We start from the raw sequence: 18362 nt of genomic DNA, 5'->3' as shown, positions 1-18362 counted from the left end.
AAGTGAAAATTCAAAAATAGAAACATTCTTTGTTTTTACATACCAGTACCTACCAGTTTTTGTATATTGCACAAAATTCTATTTACAGATGAATATCATTTCGATCCAAAATAACATCGGCCTGCCAAAATATAAGCAGATTATTCTTTCAATAGAAAAAGCTATCGAAGAAGAAAAATTGATCAAAGGTGATCGCCTTCCGTCAGTAAACAAAGTCTGTCTGGCTTTTTCATTGTCTCGCGATACCGTTTTACTGGCATATGATGAACTAAAAAAAAGAGGTATCATTTATGCCATTCCAGGAAAAGGATATTACGTTAAAAGCGTTGAAATCACTATAAAGCAGAAGATTTTTTTACTTTTTGATGAGTTGAATATTTTTAAAGAAGATATTTATAATTCCTTTTTAAATAATATTGGCAAAAATGTTCAGGTAGATATTTTCTTTCATCATTTTAACAGTCAGGTTTTTCAAAAGCTGTTAAACGACAGCAACGGAAATTATACTAAGTATATCCTGATGCCTACAAATCTGCAGGATATTGTTTCTTCAATAAAAACCCTACCAGTAGGTGATGTTATTATTCTTGATCAGACCAATCCAGATCTTAAAGCTTATCCTGCCATTTATCAAAACCATCAAAAAGATATTTTTGAAGGATTGCAAAAAGGAAATAAAAGATTAAGCAAATACAAAAAACTGATTTTAATTTTCCCCGGATTTCGTGAACCGCTTGGAATGAAATTGGGCTTTGAAGATTTTTGTACTCAATATAATTTTGAATCTGAAATTATAACTGAATTTACGAACAGAGAAATTACTGCCGGAGATTTATACATAATACCTAATGATCGTGATTTGGTTAGGGTAATTGAAAACGCCCGCGATCAGAATTTGAAACTCGGATCAGATTTTGGAATTATATCCTATAATGAAACACCGCTGAAAAAAATCGCTGCAAACGGAATTACAACTATTTCAACTCATTTTGAAGCAATGGGAAAAATTCTGGCAGAGATGGTTTTAAAAAATAAAAAAGAGCAGATAGAAAATAAGTCTTCATTGATAATGCGAAACTCTTTGTAAAGAATTGATAAAGAATTTTGCTTACAAACTAACTATATCACAAGCAAAGCTGTTTTTGTTTAAAAAATAGTTTATTTATTAATTAAAAAAATAAAGATGTTATTTCTTGTTTTTGAATGTTTATTTTGCTTACATTTGCAAATGTAAATTTTACACTTATTATTGTTACAGCGATTAGTGTTCATAATGATCGCTTCAACAAGGTTAAAAGATAATAATTTTGTTTATTTTTTTTAATAGTAGTTTTATTGAAGAAAAAACCCTGAAAGTTGTGGATTTCAGGGTTTTGTTTTTTTATAAGTTAAGAGAAAAATTATTTAAAAGTTTCTCTTCATATTTTTCTTTATTAAAAGTATAGAGGTAAGATCCTTTTCTGGACGACTGCATATCTTTTTCTTCAAGCTTATTTAGAATTTCAAGAGAATTTATTTTACTGATGAAATTTCTTTTATCTAATTCTTTGCTTAAAATAGCTTCGTATAATTCTAAAAGCTGGCGCATAGTGAATTTTTCCGGAAGCAGTTCGAACCCAATAGGTTTTATCGAAGTTTTGTATCGAAGTCTCTTAATTGCATTATCGACCATTTCGTTGTGGTCAAAAATTAGGTTTGGTGCATTGTTAATAGGAAACCATTCTGCATGATAATTTCTAATTAATTCTGCATTGTGGTTTTCAATATTAATTAAAGCAAAATACGAAACCGAAATAGTTCTTTCTACCGGGTCACGATCAATTTCACTGTAAGCATATAACTGCTCCATATAAATATCGTTAAGACCGGTATATGTATTTAAAATTCTAATAGCAGCATCATCTAAAACTTCGTCACGTTTTAAAAAACCTCCAATCAAAGACCATTTCCCCTTTTCAGGTTCAAAATCCCTTTTAATTAAAAGTATCTTTAGGCCTTCACTGTCGAATCCGAAAATAATACAATCTACCGCTAGTAAAACCTTATCGGCAGAGCTATAACTGTTTAGCATACTCAATATTTTATTGGTAAAGATATAAACTTCCTAAATTGTTTCATAATTCAATAATGTAAATTTTACACTTATGTAAATATACTTATAAAAACACGAAAGCTTTAACAATTGAATCCGGCAATTTTAAAAACATATTGGTTTTCTTTTTTTCTTACAAAATCAAATGCCGAAATCCGAATCAAAGGTAAAAACATTTTAAAGAGAATTGATATTCGTCTTATAATTTTTATTTTAGTAAAATTCTGCCCCTTTAAAATGTTATAAAAGGATTGTTCTTTACGGTTTTTTGTAGAATTTGTAATTTTTAAACTTTTTGTTATTGTTAATTTAAACTTTAAAAACCGTTATAAACAAACGGTTTTTAAAATCATAATTACGAAATCTGTTTTTTGCAACCAGTTGTTTTGTGATTTTTATTTGTTTAAGAGACTTTTTTTTACTTAAATTTACAAATGTCAAATAAACACTTATTTGAAAAATTTAAGAAATAAAAAATCATAAACTAAAAAACTAACACCAACCTGCTGATTTTCTAAACGTCACTAACCACGATAGACTATGAAAAAAACACTACTACTATTGTTTGTTACAATTTGTATACAGACAATTTCTGCGCAGAAAGAACCAATAGTTATTACTATAAAAAATGATCCTGCCGCACCAATCATCAATAAAAATATTTACGGTCATTTTGCGGAACATTTAGGACGCTGTATATATGGCGGATTTTTTGTTGGCGATACTTCTAAAATTCCAAATACAAACGGAGTGAGAAATGATGTTATTAAAGCCTTAAAAGATTTAAAAATTCCAAATTTAAGATGGCCTGGAGGCTGTTTTGCCGATACCTATCACTGGAAAGATGGAATTGGTCCAAAAGAGCAAAGACCTACCATTGTAAATCAATGGTGGGGAGGTGTAACAGAAGATAATAGTTTTGGAACTCACGACTTTTTAAATCTATGCGAAGTTCTGGGTGCAGAACCTTATTTATCCGGCAATGTAGGAAGCGGAACAGTTCAGGAATTTGCCGACTGGATTCAGTATGCCAATTTTGGAGGCAAAAGCCCAATGAGCGATCTGCGTAAAAAAAACGGAAGAACAGAACCATGGAAAGTTAAATTCTGGGGAATTGGAAATGAAGCCTGGGGCTGCGGCGGTAACATGACAGCAGAATACTATGCAAACGAATACCGCAAGTTTGCCACTTTTATGGCAGACTGGAATAATACAGGCGGTATAAATCGTATTGCTTCTGGAGCCAACAGCAGTGACTATAACTGGACCGAAGTTTTAATGAAAAATATTCCGCTTAATATGCTTGGCGGAGTTGGGGTTCATCATTATTCTGTAATTGACTGGAATAAAAAAGGAGATGCGGTTAATTTTTCGGAAGAGCAATATTTTAAAACCATGAAAGAGGCTTTAAAAATGGAAGAGCTCGTAACGAAGCATGCTGCAGTAATGGATAAATACGATCCTGAGAAAAAAGTAGCAATGGTAGTTGATGAATGGGGCGGATGGTATGATGTAGAAAAAGGAACAAATCCGGGATTTTTATATCAGCAGAATACCATTAGAGATGCAGTTTTGGCTGGAGCAACACTTAATATTTTTAATAATCATGCAGACAGGGTTCGAATGGCAAATCTGGCTCAGTGCGTAAACGTGCTTCAAGCGGTAATCCTGACCGATAAAACCAAAATGATTTTAACGCCAACCTATCACGTTATGCAAATGTACAATGTGCATCAGGATGCGAAACTGCTGCCAATAAATTTCAGTTCGCCATTATATACATTTAAAGACCAAACGCTTCCGGCAGTTTCGGCTTCGGCTTCAAAAGATAAAAACGGTGCCGTACATATATCATTGGTAAATGTGGATGCAAAAAGTAAACATAAAATCGAAATAGATACGAAAGATTTGGGTGTTAAAAATTTTACAGCCCATATTATTACTTCATCGAAATTGCAGGATTTTAATTCTTTCGAGAATCCAAATAAAATCAGTCCTGCAGCATTTAAAGATTTTGATATGAAAAAAGGAAAATTAGAGATCAATTTACCTCCTTTTTCAGTTTTGGTTTTAGAAGGAAAATAATTTAAAAAAAGAGAAAAAATCATATAAAATATAGTTAGAAAAGCAGGCTGCATTTTACCGTTTTAAGCATAAAGATGAAATAATCGCATTAAAATAAATGTTATTTAAACGTTTATTTTTTCTTTCAACCATAAAACGCTGTTTTAGTGCAATATCTGCAAAAAAATCTCATAGCTTTTTTGTTAAGTGTTTTTTGTACACTTATAATATTTTATAAGTATATTTGTCACCATTAAAAATAAATTTCGAATGAAAAATTATGTCATAGGATTAGACTACGGAACAGATTCTGTTCGTGCGGTTCTTATAGATACTGAAAATGGGCAGGAATTGGCATCCAATGTTTCTCATTACAAAAGATGGAAAAATAAGCAGTATTGCGACGCATCCATAAATCAATTTCGTCAGCATCCTTTAGATCATATCGAGGGCTTAGAAATTACGATTCAAACCGTTATTAAAGAAAGTAAAGTTGATCCAAAACTAGTACGAGGAATTTGTATTGATACAACAGGATCTTCTCCGGTTCCGGTTACTAAAGACGGAACACCGCTCGCTCTAACAAAAGGTTTTGAAGAAAATCCAAATGCCATGATGGTGTTATGGAAAGATCATACAGCAATAAATGAAGCAAACGAAATCAACGAACTGGCAGTTAGCTGGGGCGGAGAAGATGTTACGAAATATGTTGGAGGAATTTATTCATCTGAATGGTTTTTGGCAAAAATTCTTCATATAGCAAGACAAGACGAAGCAGTTAGAAACGCGGCACACACCTGGATGGAGCACTGCGATTTAATGACGTATTTGTTAATTGAAGATAAAGATTTAAAAACCTTCAAAAGAAGCCGTTGTGCAGCAGGACATAAAGCTATGTGGCACACAGACTGGAACGGATTACCGCCAGTTGAATTTTTAGAAAAATTACATCCGTATTTAGCGCAGCTTCGCGGTAACTTATATGATGAAACGTATACATCTGATTTATCAGCAGGAAAACTAAGCCAGGAATGGGCAGATCGTTTAGGGCTTTCGACAGAAACAGTTGTGGCTGTTGGAACTTTCGATGCGCACTCAGGAGCAGTTGGAGCTAAAATCGAAGAAAATACTTTAGTCCGCGTTATGGGAACTTCAACTTGTGATATTCTGGTTGGTTCTTATGATGAGGTTGGAACAAAAACAGTTAGAGGAATCTGCGGACAAGTTGATGGTTCTGTTATTCCGGGTTTTATTGGTCTTGAAGCAGGACAATCTGCTTTTGGAGATTTATTGGCTTGGTATAAAGAACTATTAATGTGGCCAACAGAACATTTATTAGAAACTTCTTCTGTTTTAAATGATGCTCAAAAAGAACAGTTAAGAGAAGAATTCAGCGATAAATTAATTGTAGAATTGACAAAAGAAGCAGAGAAAATTCCCGTTTCAGAAAGTCTTCCAATTGCTTTAGATTGGATTAATGGAAGAAGAACTCCAGATGCTAATCAGGAAGTAAAAAGTGCTATTTCGAACCTTTCTTTAGGAACAAAAGCGCCTCATATTTTTAAAGCTTTAGTAAACGCAATTTGTTTTGGAGCGAAGAAAATTGTAGACCGTTTTGAAGAAGAAGGTGTAAAAATCGACAGCGTAATTGGAATTGGCGGTGTTGCTAGAAAATCTCCTTTCATCATGCAGACTTTGGCTAATGTTTTAAACAAGCCAATTAAAATTGCGGCTTCAGACCAAACTCCAGCTTTAGGTGCTGCAATTTATGCGGCAGTTGCAGCAGGAATTTATCCAAACGTAATCGAAGCAAGCCAGAAAATAGGAAGTGATTTTGACGGAGAATATTTCCCTCAAACAGACAAAGTAGAAGCGTATCATAAACTGCTTTTAGGATATGAAAAATTAAGTGCTTTTGCAGATCCAAACCTTAAAATATCGCAGCATGAGTTCTCTTTATAAAGATTTAAAACAAGAGTGTTACGAAGCCAATATGCAGTTAAATGCATTGAATTTGGTAGTGTACACTTTTGGAAATGTAAGTGCCGTAGACAGAAAAAATGGTGTTTTTGCCATTAAACCAAGCGGTGTTCCTTACGAAGATTTAAAACCGGAAGATATCGTAATTGTCGATTTTGACAACAATGTAATCGAAGGGACAATGCGTCCGTCATCAGACACTAAAACGCATGCTTATTTATACAAACACTGGCCAAATATTGGAGGAGTTGCACATACACACGCAACCTATTCTGTGGCCTGGGCACAATCTCAATTGGATATTCCAATTTTCGGAACAACGCATGCCGATCATTTAACGGCTGACATTCCGTGTGCGCCGCCAATGGCTGATTCTCTTATCGAAGGAAACTACGAACACAATACCGGAATTCAAATTCTGGATTGTTTCAAAGAAAAAAATCTTTCATACGAAGAAGTAGAAATGATTTTGATTGGAAATCACGGTCCATTTGCATGGGGAAAAAACGCAGCAAAAGCAGTTTATAACAGCAAGGTTCTGGAAGTTGTGGCAGAAATGGCATATCTGACTTTGCAAATAAACCCAAACGCACCAAGATTAAAAGATTCATTAATAAAGAAACATTACAATCGTAAACACGGAAAAGATTCGTATTACGGACAATAATGATTTTAGATTTTAGAGTGCAGATTTTAGATTAAAGAAAATAGAATAAAGAACAAAGAGAAAAGATTTTCGTTAACCGTGGATTTTAGACAAAGAAAAACGATTTGACGATTAAACAAATAAACGATTAAACAACATGATAGATATATCTCAAAAAGAAGTATGGTTTGTAGTAGGAAGCCAGGAATTATACGGTGAAGAAACACTAAGAAAAGTAGCAGAACATTCACAGATTATTGCAAAAGGATTAGATGCTTCGTCTTCAATTCCGGTAAAAGTGGTTTACAAAGATGTGGTGAAATCGCCTTCGCAGATTTTGGATGTTTGTTTAGCTGCGAATTCTGAGAAAAACTGTATCGGAATTATTGCCTGGATGCATACTTTTTCGCCAGCAAAAATGTGGATTGGCGGCTTAAATATCCTTAAAAAACCATTATGTCATTTACATACACAATATAATGCTGAAATTCCGTGGGGATCTATCGACATGGATTTTATGAACTTAAACCAATCGGCTCACGGAGATCGTGAATTTGGTTTCATCATGTCAAGATTACGTAAAAAACGTAAAGTTGTTGTGGGACATTGGGAAGATCAAAGAGTTCAAAAACAATTAGGAATCTGGTCAAGAGTTGTTCTTGGATGGGACGAACTTCAAAACCTAAAAGTAGCTCGTATTGGAGACAATATGCGTGAAGTTGCCGTAACAGAAGGTGATAAAGTAGAAGCACAAATTCGTTTTGGAGTTTCGGTAAACGGATACGATTCTTCAGATGTTACCAAACATATCGAGAAAGTAACAGATAAACAATTAGCTGATTTATTAGCAGTTTATGAGTCTTCTTATAACTTAACAGATTCTTTAAAAGAAGGCGGAGCACAAAGAAGTTCTTTGGTTGAAGCGGCAAAAATCGAATTAGGATTAAGAGCTTTCCTTGAAGAAGGAGGATTTGGCGCTTTTACAGATACTTTTGAAAACCTTGGAGTGTGGAAACAATTGCCAGGAATTGCAACACAAAGATTAATGGCCGATGGTTACGGTTTTGGTGGAGAAGGAGACTGGAAAACAGCAGCAATGGTTAGAGCTTTAAAAGTAATGTGTATTGGCCTTGAAGGCGGAACTTCTTTCATGGAAGATTATACGTATCATTTCACACCTCAAAAATCTTATGTTTTAGGATCGCACATGTTAGAAATATGTCCATCTATTGCTGATGGAAAACCTTCTTGTGAAGTGCACCCATTAGGAATTGGAGGAAAAGAAGATCCAGCTCGTTTGGTATTTAATTCGCCTGCAGGAGACGCGATCAATGTTTCTTTGGTTGATATGGGAACTCGTTTCCGTTTAATTGTTAACGAAGTGGAAGCAGTTAAGCCAATGGCAGAATTACCAAAACTTCCTGTAGCACGCGTTCTTTGGGATTGCAAACCAAATTTAGAAGTTGCAGCAACAGCCTGGATTCTTGCCGGAGGAGCGCACCACACGGTTTACAGCCAGTCAATCACAACAGAATACATGGAAGATTTCGCAGATATTGCCGGAATTGAGTTATTAGTTATAGACGAAAAAACAACCGTAAGAGAGTTTAAAGATAAGATTAATGCTAACGAAGCGTATTTCCATTTGTTTCAGCATGGACTTTAAATTAGTCAAAAGCCGAAAGTCATAAAGTCCGAAAGTTTTAGTTACTTTGGAGAAAAGACTTTATGACTTTTGACTTTAAGACTTTACTAACTTAAAAAATTATCATTTATGAATGTATTAAAACGTTGTATTTTTGGAATCGGTCTGTTAAGTCTGGCTTTGGTTTCAGTTCAATGCAAAAACGATAAAAAAATGGATTCGACAGTTTCAGATCAAAAAGCAGCAGTAACAATTGAAAAATCTTCTTATGGAACAACTTCAAAAGGTGAAAAAGTAGATAGTTATAAATTAAAAAACCAAAATGGGATGGAGGTTGATATCATCACTTTTGGCGGAAGAATTACAGATTTAAAAGTACCAAATAAAGAGGGAGTTTCAGAAAATGTTGTAATCGGATTTAGTTCTTTGGCACAATACGAAAAAGAAAATCCTTTTTTTGGAGCTTTAATTGGAAGATACGGAAACCGAATTGCTAAAGGTAAATTTACTTTAGAAGGAAAAGAATATCAATTAGCGATAAACAATGCACCAAATGCTTTACACGGTGGACCTCAAGGATATTTTAATGTGGTTTGGAAAGCAGATGAGGTTAAATCTGGCGAAACAGCTTCTTTAAAATTATCTTATTTAAGTAAAGATATGGAAGAAGGATATCCTGGAAACCTTAAAGTTTTTGTGACTTATACATTAACAAATGATAATCAGTTAGAAGTTTTATATGAAGCGACGACTGATAAAACAACGGTTGTAAATTTAACACAGCATTCATATTTCAATTTATCAGGAGATTTTACAAAAACAATCTTAGATCACGAATTGACTTTAAATGCAGATAAAATTGTTCCGGTTGATGCGACTTTAATTCCAACAGGAAAATTAGAAGATGTTGCTAATACGCCTTTCGATTTTAGAAAACCAAAGTTAATTGGAAAAGATATCGAAGCTAAAAACGAACAATTAGAAAAAGGAAAAGGTTACGACCATTGCTGGGTATTAAATAATCCGGAAAAAGGAAAAACAATCATTGCAAAAGTATACCACGCACCAAGCGGAAGAGTTTTGGAAGTAACAACTGACGAACCTGGAATTCAGTTTTACTCGGGAAATTTCCTTGACGGAACTTTGCCAACGCCAAACGGAGGAACTTTTGCTCACAGAACAGGATTGTGTCTGGAAACAGAACACTATCCAGATTCTCCAAACCAGAAAAATTTCCCAACAACGGTTTTAAACCCGGGAGAAAATTATAAAACTAAAACTACTTTTAAATTCTCGGTAAAAAAATAGTTTTAGAATTTGTTTATTAGTTCAATTCTCTAAGAAACCTCGAAAAGTAAGACTTTCGAGGTTTTTTTATTTGAAAACTATTTTGTTAGCAAAACTGTTTTTTTAACCTAGTTTGTGTCATTTGATTCTTATATTTGAATTTAATTATCAAACCTAAAATTTAAAAGAGAGGGGCAAAAATTACTTAAATGAAACTCATTACGAATCAAAAAAGCAAATTTAATACAGCAATTTCATTTCTATTTTTTCTATTTTTTCAACAGTCAAATGCGCAAATAACATTGACCAATAATATTGGGACAACTCTTATTAAAACTGATATGTATTCTTGCAAAGATGATGAAAGCTGGTCAAGAGTATTTAAATTATCAGATTTTGGTATAAAACCAAATGAACAATTTATTATTAAATCAGGACAGGTTGGAATTGCAAAATCGGATGTTGGTGCAAATTTGTCATTTTCAGTTTATATTGTTGACGACAGATTTCCTGAGCTTTTTAGAACTTATTTTGAAAAACCATTACTTGGATCTAGAGCCCTTATGCCAACAAAAACCATTCATGGAAATCCAGAATTGATGCAAATAGATTTTGATGAACCAATTATTGTTCCAGCTGGAGTTGAAAAAATTTTGGTAATGGTGGGTAAGGGAAAAGATTATACTAATTACACATCGGCAGAAGTTTTTGTAGCAGGTACGCAGCAAGATAACGGAGATTCTTGGTATTTAGGTTGTGATAAAACGCTTCCTTTTTCCCGTACTACAGATTTAACCATCCCTGTTCCAAATGCAAATTTTTACATCACAGTAACGGGTGAAGTATTTGATTCAAAAAGTTCAGGTTCAGTTACACGCATCTCTCATAACATTTGTGATGATTTAGTGAAGACAGATATGTATGGCTGTTATGGATCAACTTATTATTGGGCTAGAGATTTTAACCTGAAAGATTTTGGCATATCATCTAATGAAGAATTCACTATTACTTCTGGGCAGGTTGGGGTTAATAATACAGCATGGGGGGCCACTGTTAGTTTTAATATTTATAAAATTGACGATAATTTTCCAGCTTCTTTTTCAGAAACGAATTTAATTGGAAGCAGTCAAATTATAGATGTTCCTCCAGCTATAGGTTATAATTCTCAAATAATCCAAATAGATTTTAACACCCCAATTAAAATACCTGCAGGTGTTGAAAAAATACTAGTTGAAGTTAAAAAAGGCAGTAATCCTGTGTTAGGCAGTGGATCACAAGTTGCTTTTATAGCCGGCTCAGCACAAGACAATGGTGTTTCATGGTTTAGAGGCTGTAGTCGTTCGCCTGATATTGGATATAATAAATATTTCTCTACCGTTGATGACGGAATACAAAATGCTAATTTCTACATAAATGTAACGGGAAATGTAAAAAATGTTTCGAACCATTTTGAAATGAATTTTTCAAATATATGCTCAGAATTTTTAAAAGAATTCAGTATTGATGATCAGTCAAAAGTAGCTTCAGTCGAATGGAATTTTGGAGATCCTGCTTCTGGGGCGGATAATATATCTACAGATTTATCTCCTTTTCATGATTTTTCGGCAGATGGAAAATATACTGTCACAGCAAAGGTTACAGGTAAAGATGGAACTGTTGAAAATTTATCGGAAACAATAAATGCAAAAGAACCTCCAAAAGCTTATGGGATTAATAATATCTATGCTTGCGAAGATGTAGCTGGAACAGGTATTTCAAAATCATTCGATGTTTCGGCAGTTATGCAGCAAGTTTTAGGAGGACAAACAGATAAAGATGTTTCTTTTATAGATGGTAACGGAAAGAAATATAGTTCTCTGCCAAATCCGTTCACCAATACGATTAAAGATAGAGAAACTATAACAATAAGAGTAAGTCATAAAGATAATTTATGTTGTTATTCTGAAACTACATTTGACTTAATTGTAAATCCATTGCCAAATTTGTCAACAGTCAGCGATTTAATCGTTTGTGATAACGGAAATAGTTTTGCACAGTTTAATTTAAAGTCCGTTGAAACTACAATTTTAGGAATCTCGACAGACTTAAACGTTGAATTTTATCATCAAAACGGACAAAAAATATCGGGTTCTTTAAATGCAGTTACGAATTTAATCGCAAAAGAAGAAATTATTAAAGTAAGAGCGATCAATACCAATACGAACTGTTATAACGAATCAACATTTAAGTTAATAGTAAGTCCGGTGCCTGTAGCAAATTCTTTGCAGGAGTTAGTAGGTTGCGATGATAATAATGATGGCATTTCGGAATACTTTGATACTTCAAATATTGAATCTGCTGTTTTGGGAAATCAACAAGGAATGAAAGTTTCTTATGTTGACAGCAATGGAAATCCATTAATAAGTCCGTTACCTAATCCATACACAAATATTATTAAGAATCAAGACTTTATAAAAGTCAGAGTAACTAATAATCTAACCAATTGTTATGCAGAAACAGCATTAATTTTAAAAACATCTTCACAACCAAGCATAAATAAACCGTCAAACAAATATGCGTGTGATGAAGGAAATGGTTTTGCAACTTTTGATTTGTCCAATTTAACAGCCGAAATTATAGGAAATCAAACAGGGCTTAAAGTGATGTATTTTGACGCTAACGGAAATTCGTTGCCAAGTCCGCTACCGGCTTTATTTCAAAACACTCACGCAAAATCACAAACAATAAAAATAAGAGTAGAGAATGAAATAAATAGACTTTGCAATTCTGAAACAAGTTTAGACTTATTCGTAAATGATCTGCCAACAGTAATGATTGAAAAAACTTATTTTTTGTGCAATTTGGAAGCTTCTTTGCATGTAAATGTTGCTAATAATTTAGACAGTTATACCTGGAAGTTCAATGATACAGATATTGTTTCAAATACATACGAAGCCGATTTAATTAATGCAGGAAAATATACGTTGACAGTTGGTAAAATTCAAAATGATATTTATTGTGAAAACAAATTTGAGTTCGAATTAGTAAGATCCGTTTTGCCAACAATCAAACAAATAAGATATCAGGAATTATCAGATAATAATTTTATTGAAATTATTCCAACAACAGATGGAAGTCTGGAATATTCTATAGACGGAATAAATTATCAGAATAGCAATTATTTTTCTAATATTCAGGGTGGAACTTATGTGGTATATTTAAGAGATAAAGAAGGATGTGGACAGGATTCAAAAGAAGTTACCGTAATTGATTATCCAAAATTCTTTACTCCAAATAATGACGGATATAATGATTTTTGGCATATAAAAAACACGAGTAAATTTCCAAATTCTAAAATATCAATATTTGATAGATATGGTAAATTAATAAAAGAACTCTTTGCAAATGATCATGGATGGGATGGTTTTTATAATGGAAGTCAAATGCCAGCAGACGATTACTGGTTTAAGGCTAATTTTAATGAAAACATTAATTTTTCGGGTCATTTTTCTTTAAAAAGATAAAATTTAAAAAGAGAAATATTAAGGAGATGGCATTCAAACATTTATTCAAAGCAGTGTTAAACTGGACTTCAAAAAAAGAAGTTTCGTCTTTAAAAATCTATAGTAAGAACCATCAGGTAAAAATTGAAGGAAAACCAATTTTAGAAGTTTCAGCAGCAAAAGCATTCAAAGGAGACCCGGAGTTATATAATCCGGAAGATTTATTGTTAAGCAGTTTGGTTTCCTGCCACATGATGTCATATTTATATATATGTTCTCAAAACGGAATAGAAGTTCTTGAATATTTAGACAACGCAGAAGCAACTTTGGAAGTAAATCCAGACGGAAGCGGGCGTTTTGTTGAGGTAAAATTATTTCCAAAAGTGAAAATCTCAAATTCAGACCAAATAGAATTGGCTTTGAATTTACACTTTAAAGCAAACCAATTATGTTTTATAGCTAATTCCTGCAATTTTCCTGTTTTGCATGAAGCGAGTTGTGAAGTGTTATAAAAAAATAAGCTGACTCAGATTGAGAAAGCTTATTAATTTATTGTTGAGATTTATATCTAAATTTATTTATTGAATAGGTTTTCAAATCTTTGCATCATTTCATCTTTCTCTTTCAACATACGCTCATATAATGAGATTTTCTCATCGTATAATTGAACAATTTTATCAAGAGGATTGAAAGAAGGCTGATAGGTAAATCCAGAAGCAACAGCATTATCTTTGAAATCTTGGAAAGAATAAGTATTCGCAATAACATTTACAGCTTGTTCTTCGTCAAAATTCTGAAATGCTTCAACGGGAATTCTCAATGAAACGGAGATTTGCTTTAATAAATTTTCTTCGATTACATCTTTTTGCTCAAGTAAAGAGATTTTCTTTTGATTCCAATCATCTCCAAGGTCAAAAGCTAAAGCTTCTTGTTTTATTCCAAGCATTTCTCTAAAACGTTTAACGTTTCTTCCCTGATGTATTTTTTGTTCCATAATGAGTATTAATTTCCGGAAAGCTCAAAAGTAGAGCTGTTCGAATTAAAAAATCTGAGTTTCAAAGATAAAAAATATCCTGTAAAATAATCAGATATCAAAAAAATGAAGATTTGGAGAGGTATTAAAAAACGAAAAGCTGTCATTTTTGACAGCTTTTCCGTTAATGTACCCGGAGCCGGAGTCGAACCGGCACGGTTTCCCACAGGTGTTTGAGACCAGCGCGTCTACCAATTCCGCCATCCGGGCTTAGCAGACGAAAAAACAATCAAAAGAGATTATTTTAACGCAATAGAATGAACCAATAATGTGCCCATTCCTTTAACACGGTGCAAATGTAAAAAATAAAATTATAAATTCTAATAAAAAATCTCAAATATTTACTTCCAGTGTTCGATTAATTTTATAAATTTGCAGCTCGTTAAAACGAAGCACACACAACTAACTACATCCGAGACATTTATGCGTACTCTGCCTTATCTTATAAAGATATTGCTGGATTTTTATAAGCGTAACGGAATAAAACAACAAATTATAATGTCGCACCTAGAACCAGAAGCTAAAATTTTTGCTTGTTCACAAAGTGTTTATCTTGCAGAAAAAATTGCAGAACAGTACGGAATTCCGTTAGGAAAAGTAACGATGTCAACGTATAGCGATGGAGAATTTCAGCCGTCTTACGAAGAATCAATTAGAGGGTTACGCGTTTTTATCGTGTGTTCAACTTTTCCATCGGCAGATAATTTGATGGAATTGTTATTAATGATTGATGCTGCAAAACGCGCATCAGCAAGACATATTACAGCTGTTATGCCTTATTTTGGCTGGGCAAGACAGGATAGAAAAGATAAGCCAAGAGTGCCGATTGGAGCTAAGTTAGTAGCAAACCTATTAACAGCTGCAGGAGCAACAAGAATCATGACGATGGATTTGCATGCAGATCAAATTCAGGGATTCTTTGAAAAACCGGTAGATCATTTATTTGCATCTACAATCTTTTTGCCTTACGTGCAGAGTTTAAATTTAGAAAATTTAACGATTGCATCTCCAGACATGGGAGGATCAAAAAGAGCTTATGCTTACTCTAAGTTTCTAGAATCAGATGTAGTAATCTGTTACAAACAAAGAAAAGCTGCCAACGTTATCGACACTATGGAATTGATTGGTGAAGTAAAAGGTCGTAACGTAATCTTAGTAGATGACATGATCGATACAGGAGGAACTTTAGCGAAAGCTGCAGACCTTATGATCGAAAAAGGAGCGCTAAGTGTAAGAGCAATTTGTACACATGCTATTTTATCTGGCGGTGCATATGAAAAAATTGAAAATTCAAAATTAACTGAGTTGATCGTAACAGATTCTATTCCGTTAAAGAAACATTCAGACAAGATTAGAGTAGTGAGTTGTGCACCTCTTTTCGCAGAAGTTATGCACATGGTGCACCACAACAATTCCATTAGTGGAAAATTCATTATGTAAAAGCTATAAGCTTTAGGCAATAAGCCATAAGCTGGTAGAAATTACAAAAAAAGCCTAAAGCGTATGGCCTAAAGCTTACAACAATTAAGAATATTTATTTAATAACTATATTTTTTTACAATGAAATCGATTACAATTAAAGGATCAGAAAGAGAAAGCGTGGGCAAAGTGTCAACTAAAGCCTTACGTAATGCTGGAGCGGTTCCTTGCGTGTTATACGGAGGAAATCAGGCAGTACACTTCTCAGCAGACGCTGCAGCGTTCAAAAACTTGGTTTACACTCCAAATGCACACACAGTTGTGATTGAGCTTGGAAAAGGAAAATCATTCAATGCAATTTTGCAAGATATCCAGGTTCACCCTGTAACTGACAAAATTTTACACATCGACTTCTTCCAATTATTTGATGATAAAGAAATCACAATGGAAGTTCCTGTGAAAATCGTTGGTACATCTAAAGGTGTTCTTGCGGGAGGTGTTTTACGTTTAAACCAACGTAAATTAAAAGTTAAAGCTTTACCAGCAAATCTTCCTGATTTTGTTGAAGCTGACATCACACCACTTGAAATGGGTAACAAATTATACGTTACTAAAGTTGGAAAACCAGAGTACAAAATTATGCACCCAGACAACACTGTTGTTTGTCAAGTAAGAATCTCTCGTGCTGCTATGAAAGCTGCTCAAGAGGCTGCAAAAGCTGCAAAAGCTCCTGCAAAAGGAAAGAAAAAATAATTTTTTTCACTCAATACAAAAAGCCCCAATCGTAAGATTGGGGCTTTTTTTTAGCTTCTAAGTTTCTAAGGTGCTGAGATATCTGTGTGTCATTCTTTGCCGTTAAAATCACAATTATCTAATTGACACATTTTCTAATTCCCTAATTAACCTTACTTTTGCAATCATGATAAAATGGATAACAAAACTGTTTTCATCAACACCAAAAGAAGAGAACACAGAAGATAATATAAAACCGGAAGTTCACGAACACCAAAAAAACAATATAAAAAACGTGAGTAAAAAATATTTAATCGTAGGATTAGGAAACATAGGCGCTGAATACGTAAACACGCGACACAATATTGGATTTAAAGTGTTAGACTTTTTGGCCAAAAAAGAAGGACTTTCATTCGAAACCGTAAAATTAGGTTCTTTGGCTGAATACAAATTCAAAGGCAGAACTTTCTTTCTGCTTAAGCCAAATACTTACATGAATTTAAGCGGAAAGGCTATAAAATATTGGATGGATAAGGAAAATATTCCATTAGAGAATATTTTGGTCATTACAGACGATTTAAATCTTTCTTTTGGAACAATTCGTATCAAGCCAAAAGGAAGCGATGGCGGTCACAACGGACTTAAAAACATCAATTTAGTTCTAAATACACAAAATTATACCCGATATAGATTTGGTATCAGCGATCAATTCAAAAAAGGGCAGCAGATAGATTATGTTTTAGGAGAATGGAATGCTGAAGAAGAAGCAAAACTGCCTGAACGTTTAGAAGTTTCAGCAGAAATTATAAAAACTTTTGGAACGGCAGGTTTAGAAAATACCATGACGACATTTAATGGAAAATAAAGATTTTCAGATGTTTATATTGTAAAAATGTAAATTATCAGTGAATTTAATTCAATTATAACGAAATAGTATTTTCAATTCCAAAGTTAAATGTCTAAATTTGGGATAAATTATTTATAAACCATAAAAATCATATTACCATGGCTTTTGAATTACCACAATTACCTTATGCATACGATGCATTAGAACCACATATTGATGCACGTACAATGGAAATCCATCATACAAAGCACCACAATGCATACACTACAAATCTTAACGCAGCTATTGCTGGAACAGATTTAGAAGGAAAAACAATCGAAAACATCTTAATTAACTTAGATAAATCTAACGCAGCAGTTCGTAACAATGGTGGAGGTTTCTACAACCACAATTTATTCTGGACTGTAATGTCTCCAAACGGAGGAGGATTGCCAACAGGAGATTTATTAGCTGCTATTGAATCTTCTTTTGGAAGTTTCGAAGAGTTTAAAGCAAAATTTGCTAAAGCCGGAGCAACTCAGTTTGGTTCTGGATGGGCTTGGTTAACAGTTCAAAAAGGAGGAAAATTAGAAGTTGTAGGTACTCCAAATCAAGATAATCCATTAATGCCGGAAGTTGCTGGTCACGGTGGAACTCCAATCTTAGGAATGGACGTTTGGGAACATGCTTACTACTTAAACTACCAAAACAGAAGACCAGATTATATTGAAGCTTTCTTCAGTGTAATTAACTGGACAGAAGTTGCAAGAAGATTTGCTTTAGACAAATAAGAAAAAAATAGAATAAAGATTATAGAAAAAAGACGAGTGCCTAAAGGTGCTCGTTTTTTTTGGTCCATATTTTTTTAGAGAGTTTCTTCTATAATCTTTACTCCTCTCTCTTAAAAGAAGAAAATAAAAAAGGTGGAAGAAATTCCACCTTTTTTGCCCCAAATCTACCATAAACTTAACCTACTAATGTTATGGTTTAGTAAATGTATGGTGACTATTTTTATGAAAAAAACTTTTTAGATAAAAAGCAAATATATTCGATAAAGTCAATGTAAGCTCTGTAGAGCGATATCTAATAAGAAGAAAATAAAAAAGGCGGAATTTCTTCCACCTTTTTTGCCCCAAATCTACCATAAACTTAACCT

Annotated in this window: 14 protein-coding genes and 1 tRNA gene; 12 read left to right on the top strand and 3 right to left on the bottom strand. The window is 33.5% G+C overall.

Annotation, left to right across the window (positions count from 1 at the left end):
* Positions 1-88: 88 nt before the first annotated feature.
* Positions 89-1087: a GntR family transcriptional regulator gene (locus ACTJIW_RS20455; RefSeq protein WP_440714748.1), complete on the top strand. Its 999-nt coding sequence runs from the start codon at positions 89-91 to the stop codon at positions 1085-1087.
* A gap of 294 nt (positions 1088-1381) precedes the next feature.
* Here the strand turns inward: ACTJIW_RS20455 and ACTJIW_RS20450 are convergent, their stop codons facing one another.
* Positions 1382-2071 carry an NUDIX hydrolase gene (locus tag ACTJIW_RS20450; protein ID WP_440714747.1) on the bottom strand — a complete coding sequence of 230 codons (690 nt, stop codon included), beginning with the start codon at positions 2069-2071 and terminating at the stop codon, positions 1382-1384.
* Between the two features lie 561 nt (positions 2072-2632).
* Here ACTJIW_RS20450 and ACTJIW_RS20445 point away from each other — a divergent pair.
* From ACTJIW_RS20445 to ACTJIW_RS20415, 7 genes are all read left to right on the top strand, one after another.
* Entirely contained in the window at positions 2633-4177 is a 1545-nt protein-coding gene (locus ACTJIW_RS20445; RefSeq protein WP_440714746.1) for an alpha-N-arabinofuranosidase, read from the top strand.
* Between the two features lie 249 nt (positions 4178-4426).
* Positions 4427-6118 (top strand): ribulokinase, encoded by a 1692-nt coding sequence (locus ACTJIW_RS20440; protein WP_440714745.1) that lies wholly within the window; start codon positions 4427-4429, stop codon positions 6116-6118.
* Positions 6102-6803: an L-ribulose-5-phosphate 4-epimerase gene (locus ACTJIW_RS20435; RefSeq protein ID WP_012023205.1), complete on the top strand. Its 702-nt coding sequence runs from the start codon at positions 6102-6104 to the stop codon at positions 6801-6803. The genes ACTJIW_RS20440 and ACTJIW_RS20435 overlap by 17 nt, the downstream gene beginning before the upstream one ends.
* Before the next feature lie 136 nt (positions 6804-6939).
* Positions 6940-8448, top strand: a complete 1509-nt coding sequence (gene araA, locus ACTJIW_RS20430) for an L-arabinose isomerase (protein WP_440714744.1) — start codon at positions 6940-6942, stop codon at positions 8446-8448.
* A 108-nt stretch (positions 8449-8556) separates the two neighbouring features.
* On the top strand, positions 8557-9735 hold the full coding sequence (locus ACTJIW_RS20425; RefSeq protein ID WP_012023207.1) for an aldose epimerase family protein: 1179 nt from the start codon (positions 8557-8559) through the stop codon (positions 9733-9735).
* Between the two features lie 188 nt (positions 9736-9923).
* Positions 9924-13217: a T9SS type B sorting domain-containing protein gene (locus ACTJIW_RS20420; protein WP_440714743.1), complete on the top strand. Its 3294-nt coding sequence runs from the start codon at positions 9924-9926 to the stop codon at positions 13215-13217.
* Positions 13218-13243: 26 nt separating this feature from the next.
* A complete protein-coding gene (locus ACTJIW_RS20415) occupies positions 13244-13708 on the top strand; it encodes an OsmC family protein (protein WP_012023209.1) in 465 nt (154 codons plus the stop codon).
* A 62-nt stretch (positions 13709-13770) separates the two neighbouring features.
* Here the strand turns inward: ACTJIW_RS20415 and ACTJIW_RS20410 are convergent, their stop codons facing one another.
* Positions 13771-14190: a helix-turn-helix domain-containing protein gene (locus ACTJIW_RS20410; RefSeq protein WP_012023210.1), complete on the bottom strand. Its 420-nt coding sequence runs from the start codon at positions 14188-14190 to the stop codon at positions 13771-13773.
* A gap of 169 nt (positions 14191-14359) precedes the next feature.
* Positions 14360-14439 (bottom strand) — tRNA-Leu (locus tag ACTJIW_RS20405).
* Between the two features lie 288 nt (positions 14440-14727).
* Here ACTJIW_RS20405 and ACTJIW_RS20400 point away from each other — a divergent pair.
* The 4 genes from ACTJIW_RS20400 (at position 14728) to ACTJIW_RS20385 (ending at position 17997) form a co-directional block, all read left to right on the top strand.
* A complete protein-coding gene (locus tag ACTJIW_RS20400) occupies positions 14728-15669 on the top strand; it encodes a ribose-phosphate pyrophosphokinase (protein WP_012023211.1) in 942 nt (313 codons plus the stop codon).
* 120 nt (positions 15670-15789) lie between these two features.
* Positions 15790-16401 (top strand): 50S ribosomal protein L25/general stress protein Ctc, encoded by a 612-nt coding sequence (locus tag ACTJIW_RS20395; RefSeq protein WP_026727205.1) that lies wholly within the window; start codon positions 15790-15792, stop codon positions 16399-16401.
* A gap of 166 nt (positions 16402-16567) precedes the next feature.
* Positions 16568-17245, top strand: coding sequence for an aminoacyl-tRNA hydrolase (pth, locus tag ACTJIW_RS20390; RefSeq protein ID WP_440714742.1), 678 nt, complete (start codon positions 16568-16570; stop codon positions 17243-17245).
* A 140-nt stretch (positions 17246-17385) separates the two neighbouring features.
* Positions 17386-17997, top strand: coding sequence for a superoxide dismutase (locus ACTJIW_RS20385; protein WP_012023214.1), 612 nt, complete (start codon positions 17386-17388; stop codon positions 17995-17997).
* Positions 17998-18362 lie beyond the last annotated feature (365 nt).

Source organism: Flavobacterium sp. 22659 (assembly GCF_052044235.1).
In the GTDB taxonomy this organism is placed as follows: Bacteria; Bacteroidota; Bacteroidia; order Flavobacteriales; family Flavobacteriaceae; genus Flavobacterium; species Flavobacterium johnsoniae.
The sequence above is the reverse complement of the archived record's forward strand: the minus strand, read 5'-3'. Positions and strand labels throughout refer to the sequence as shown.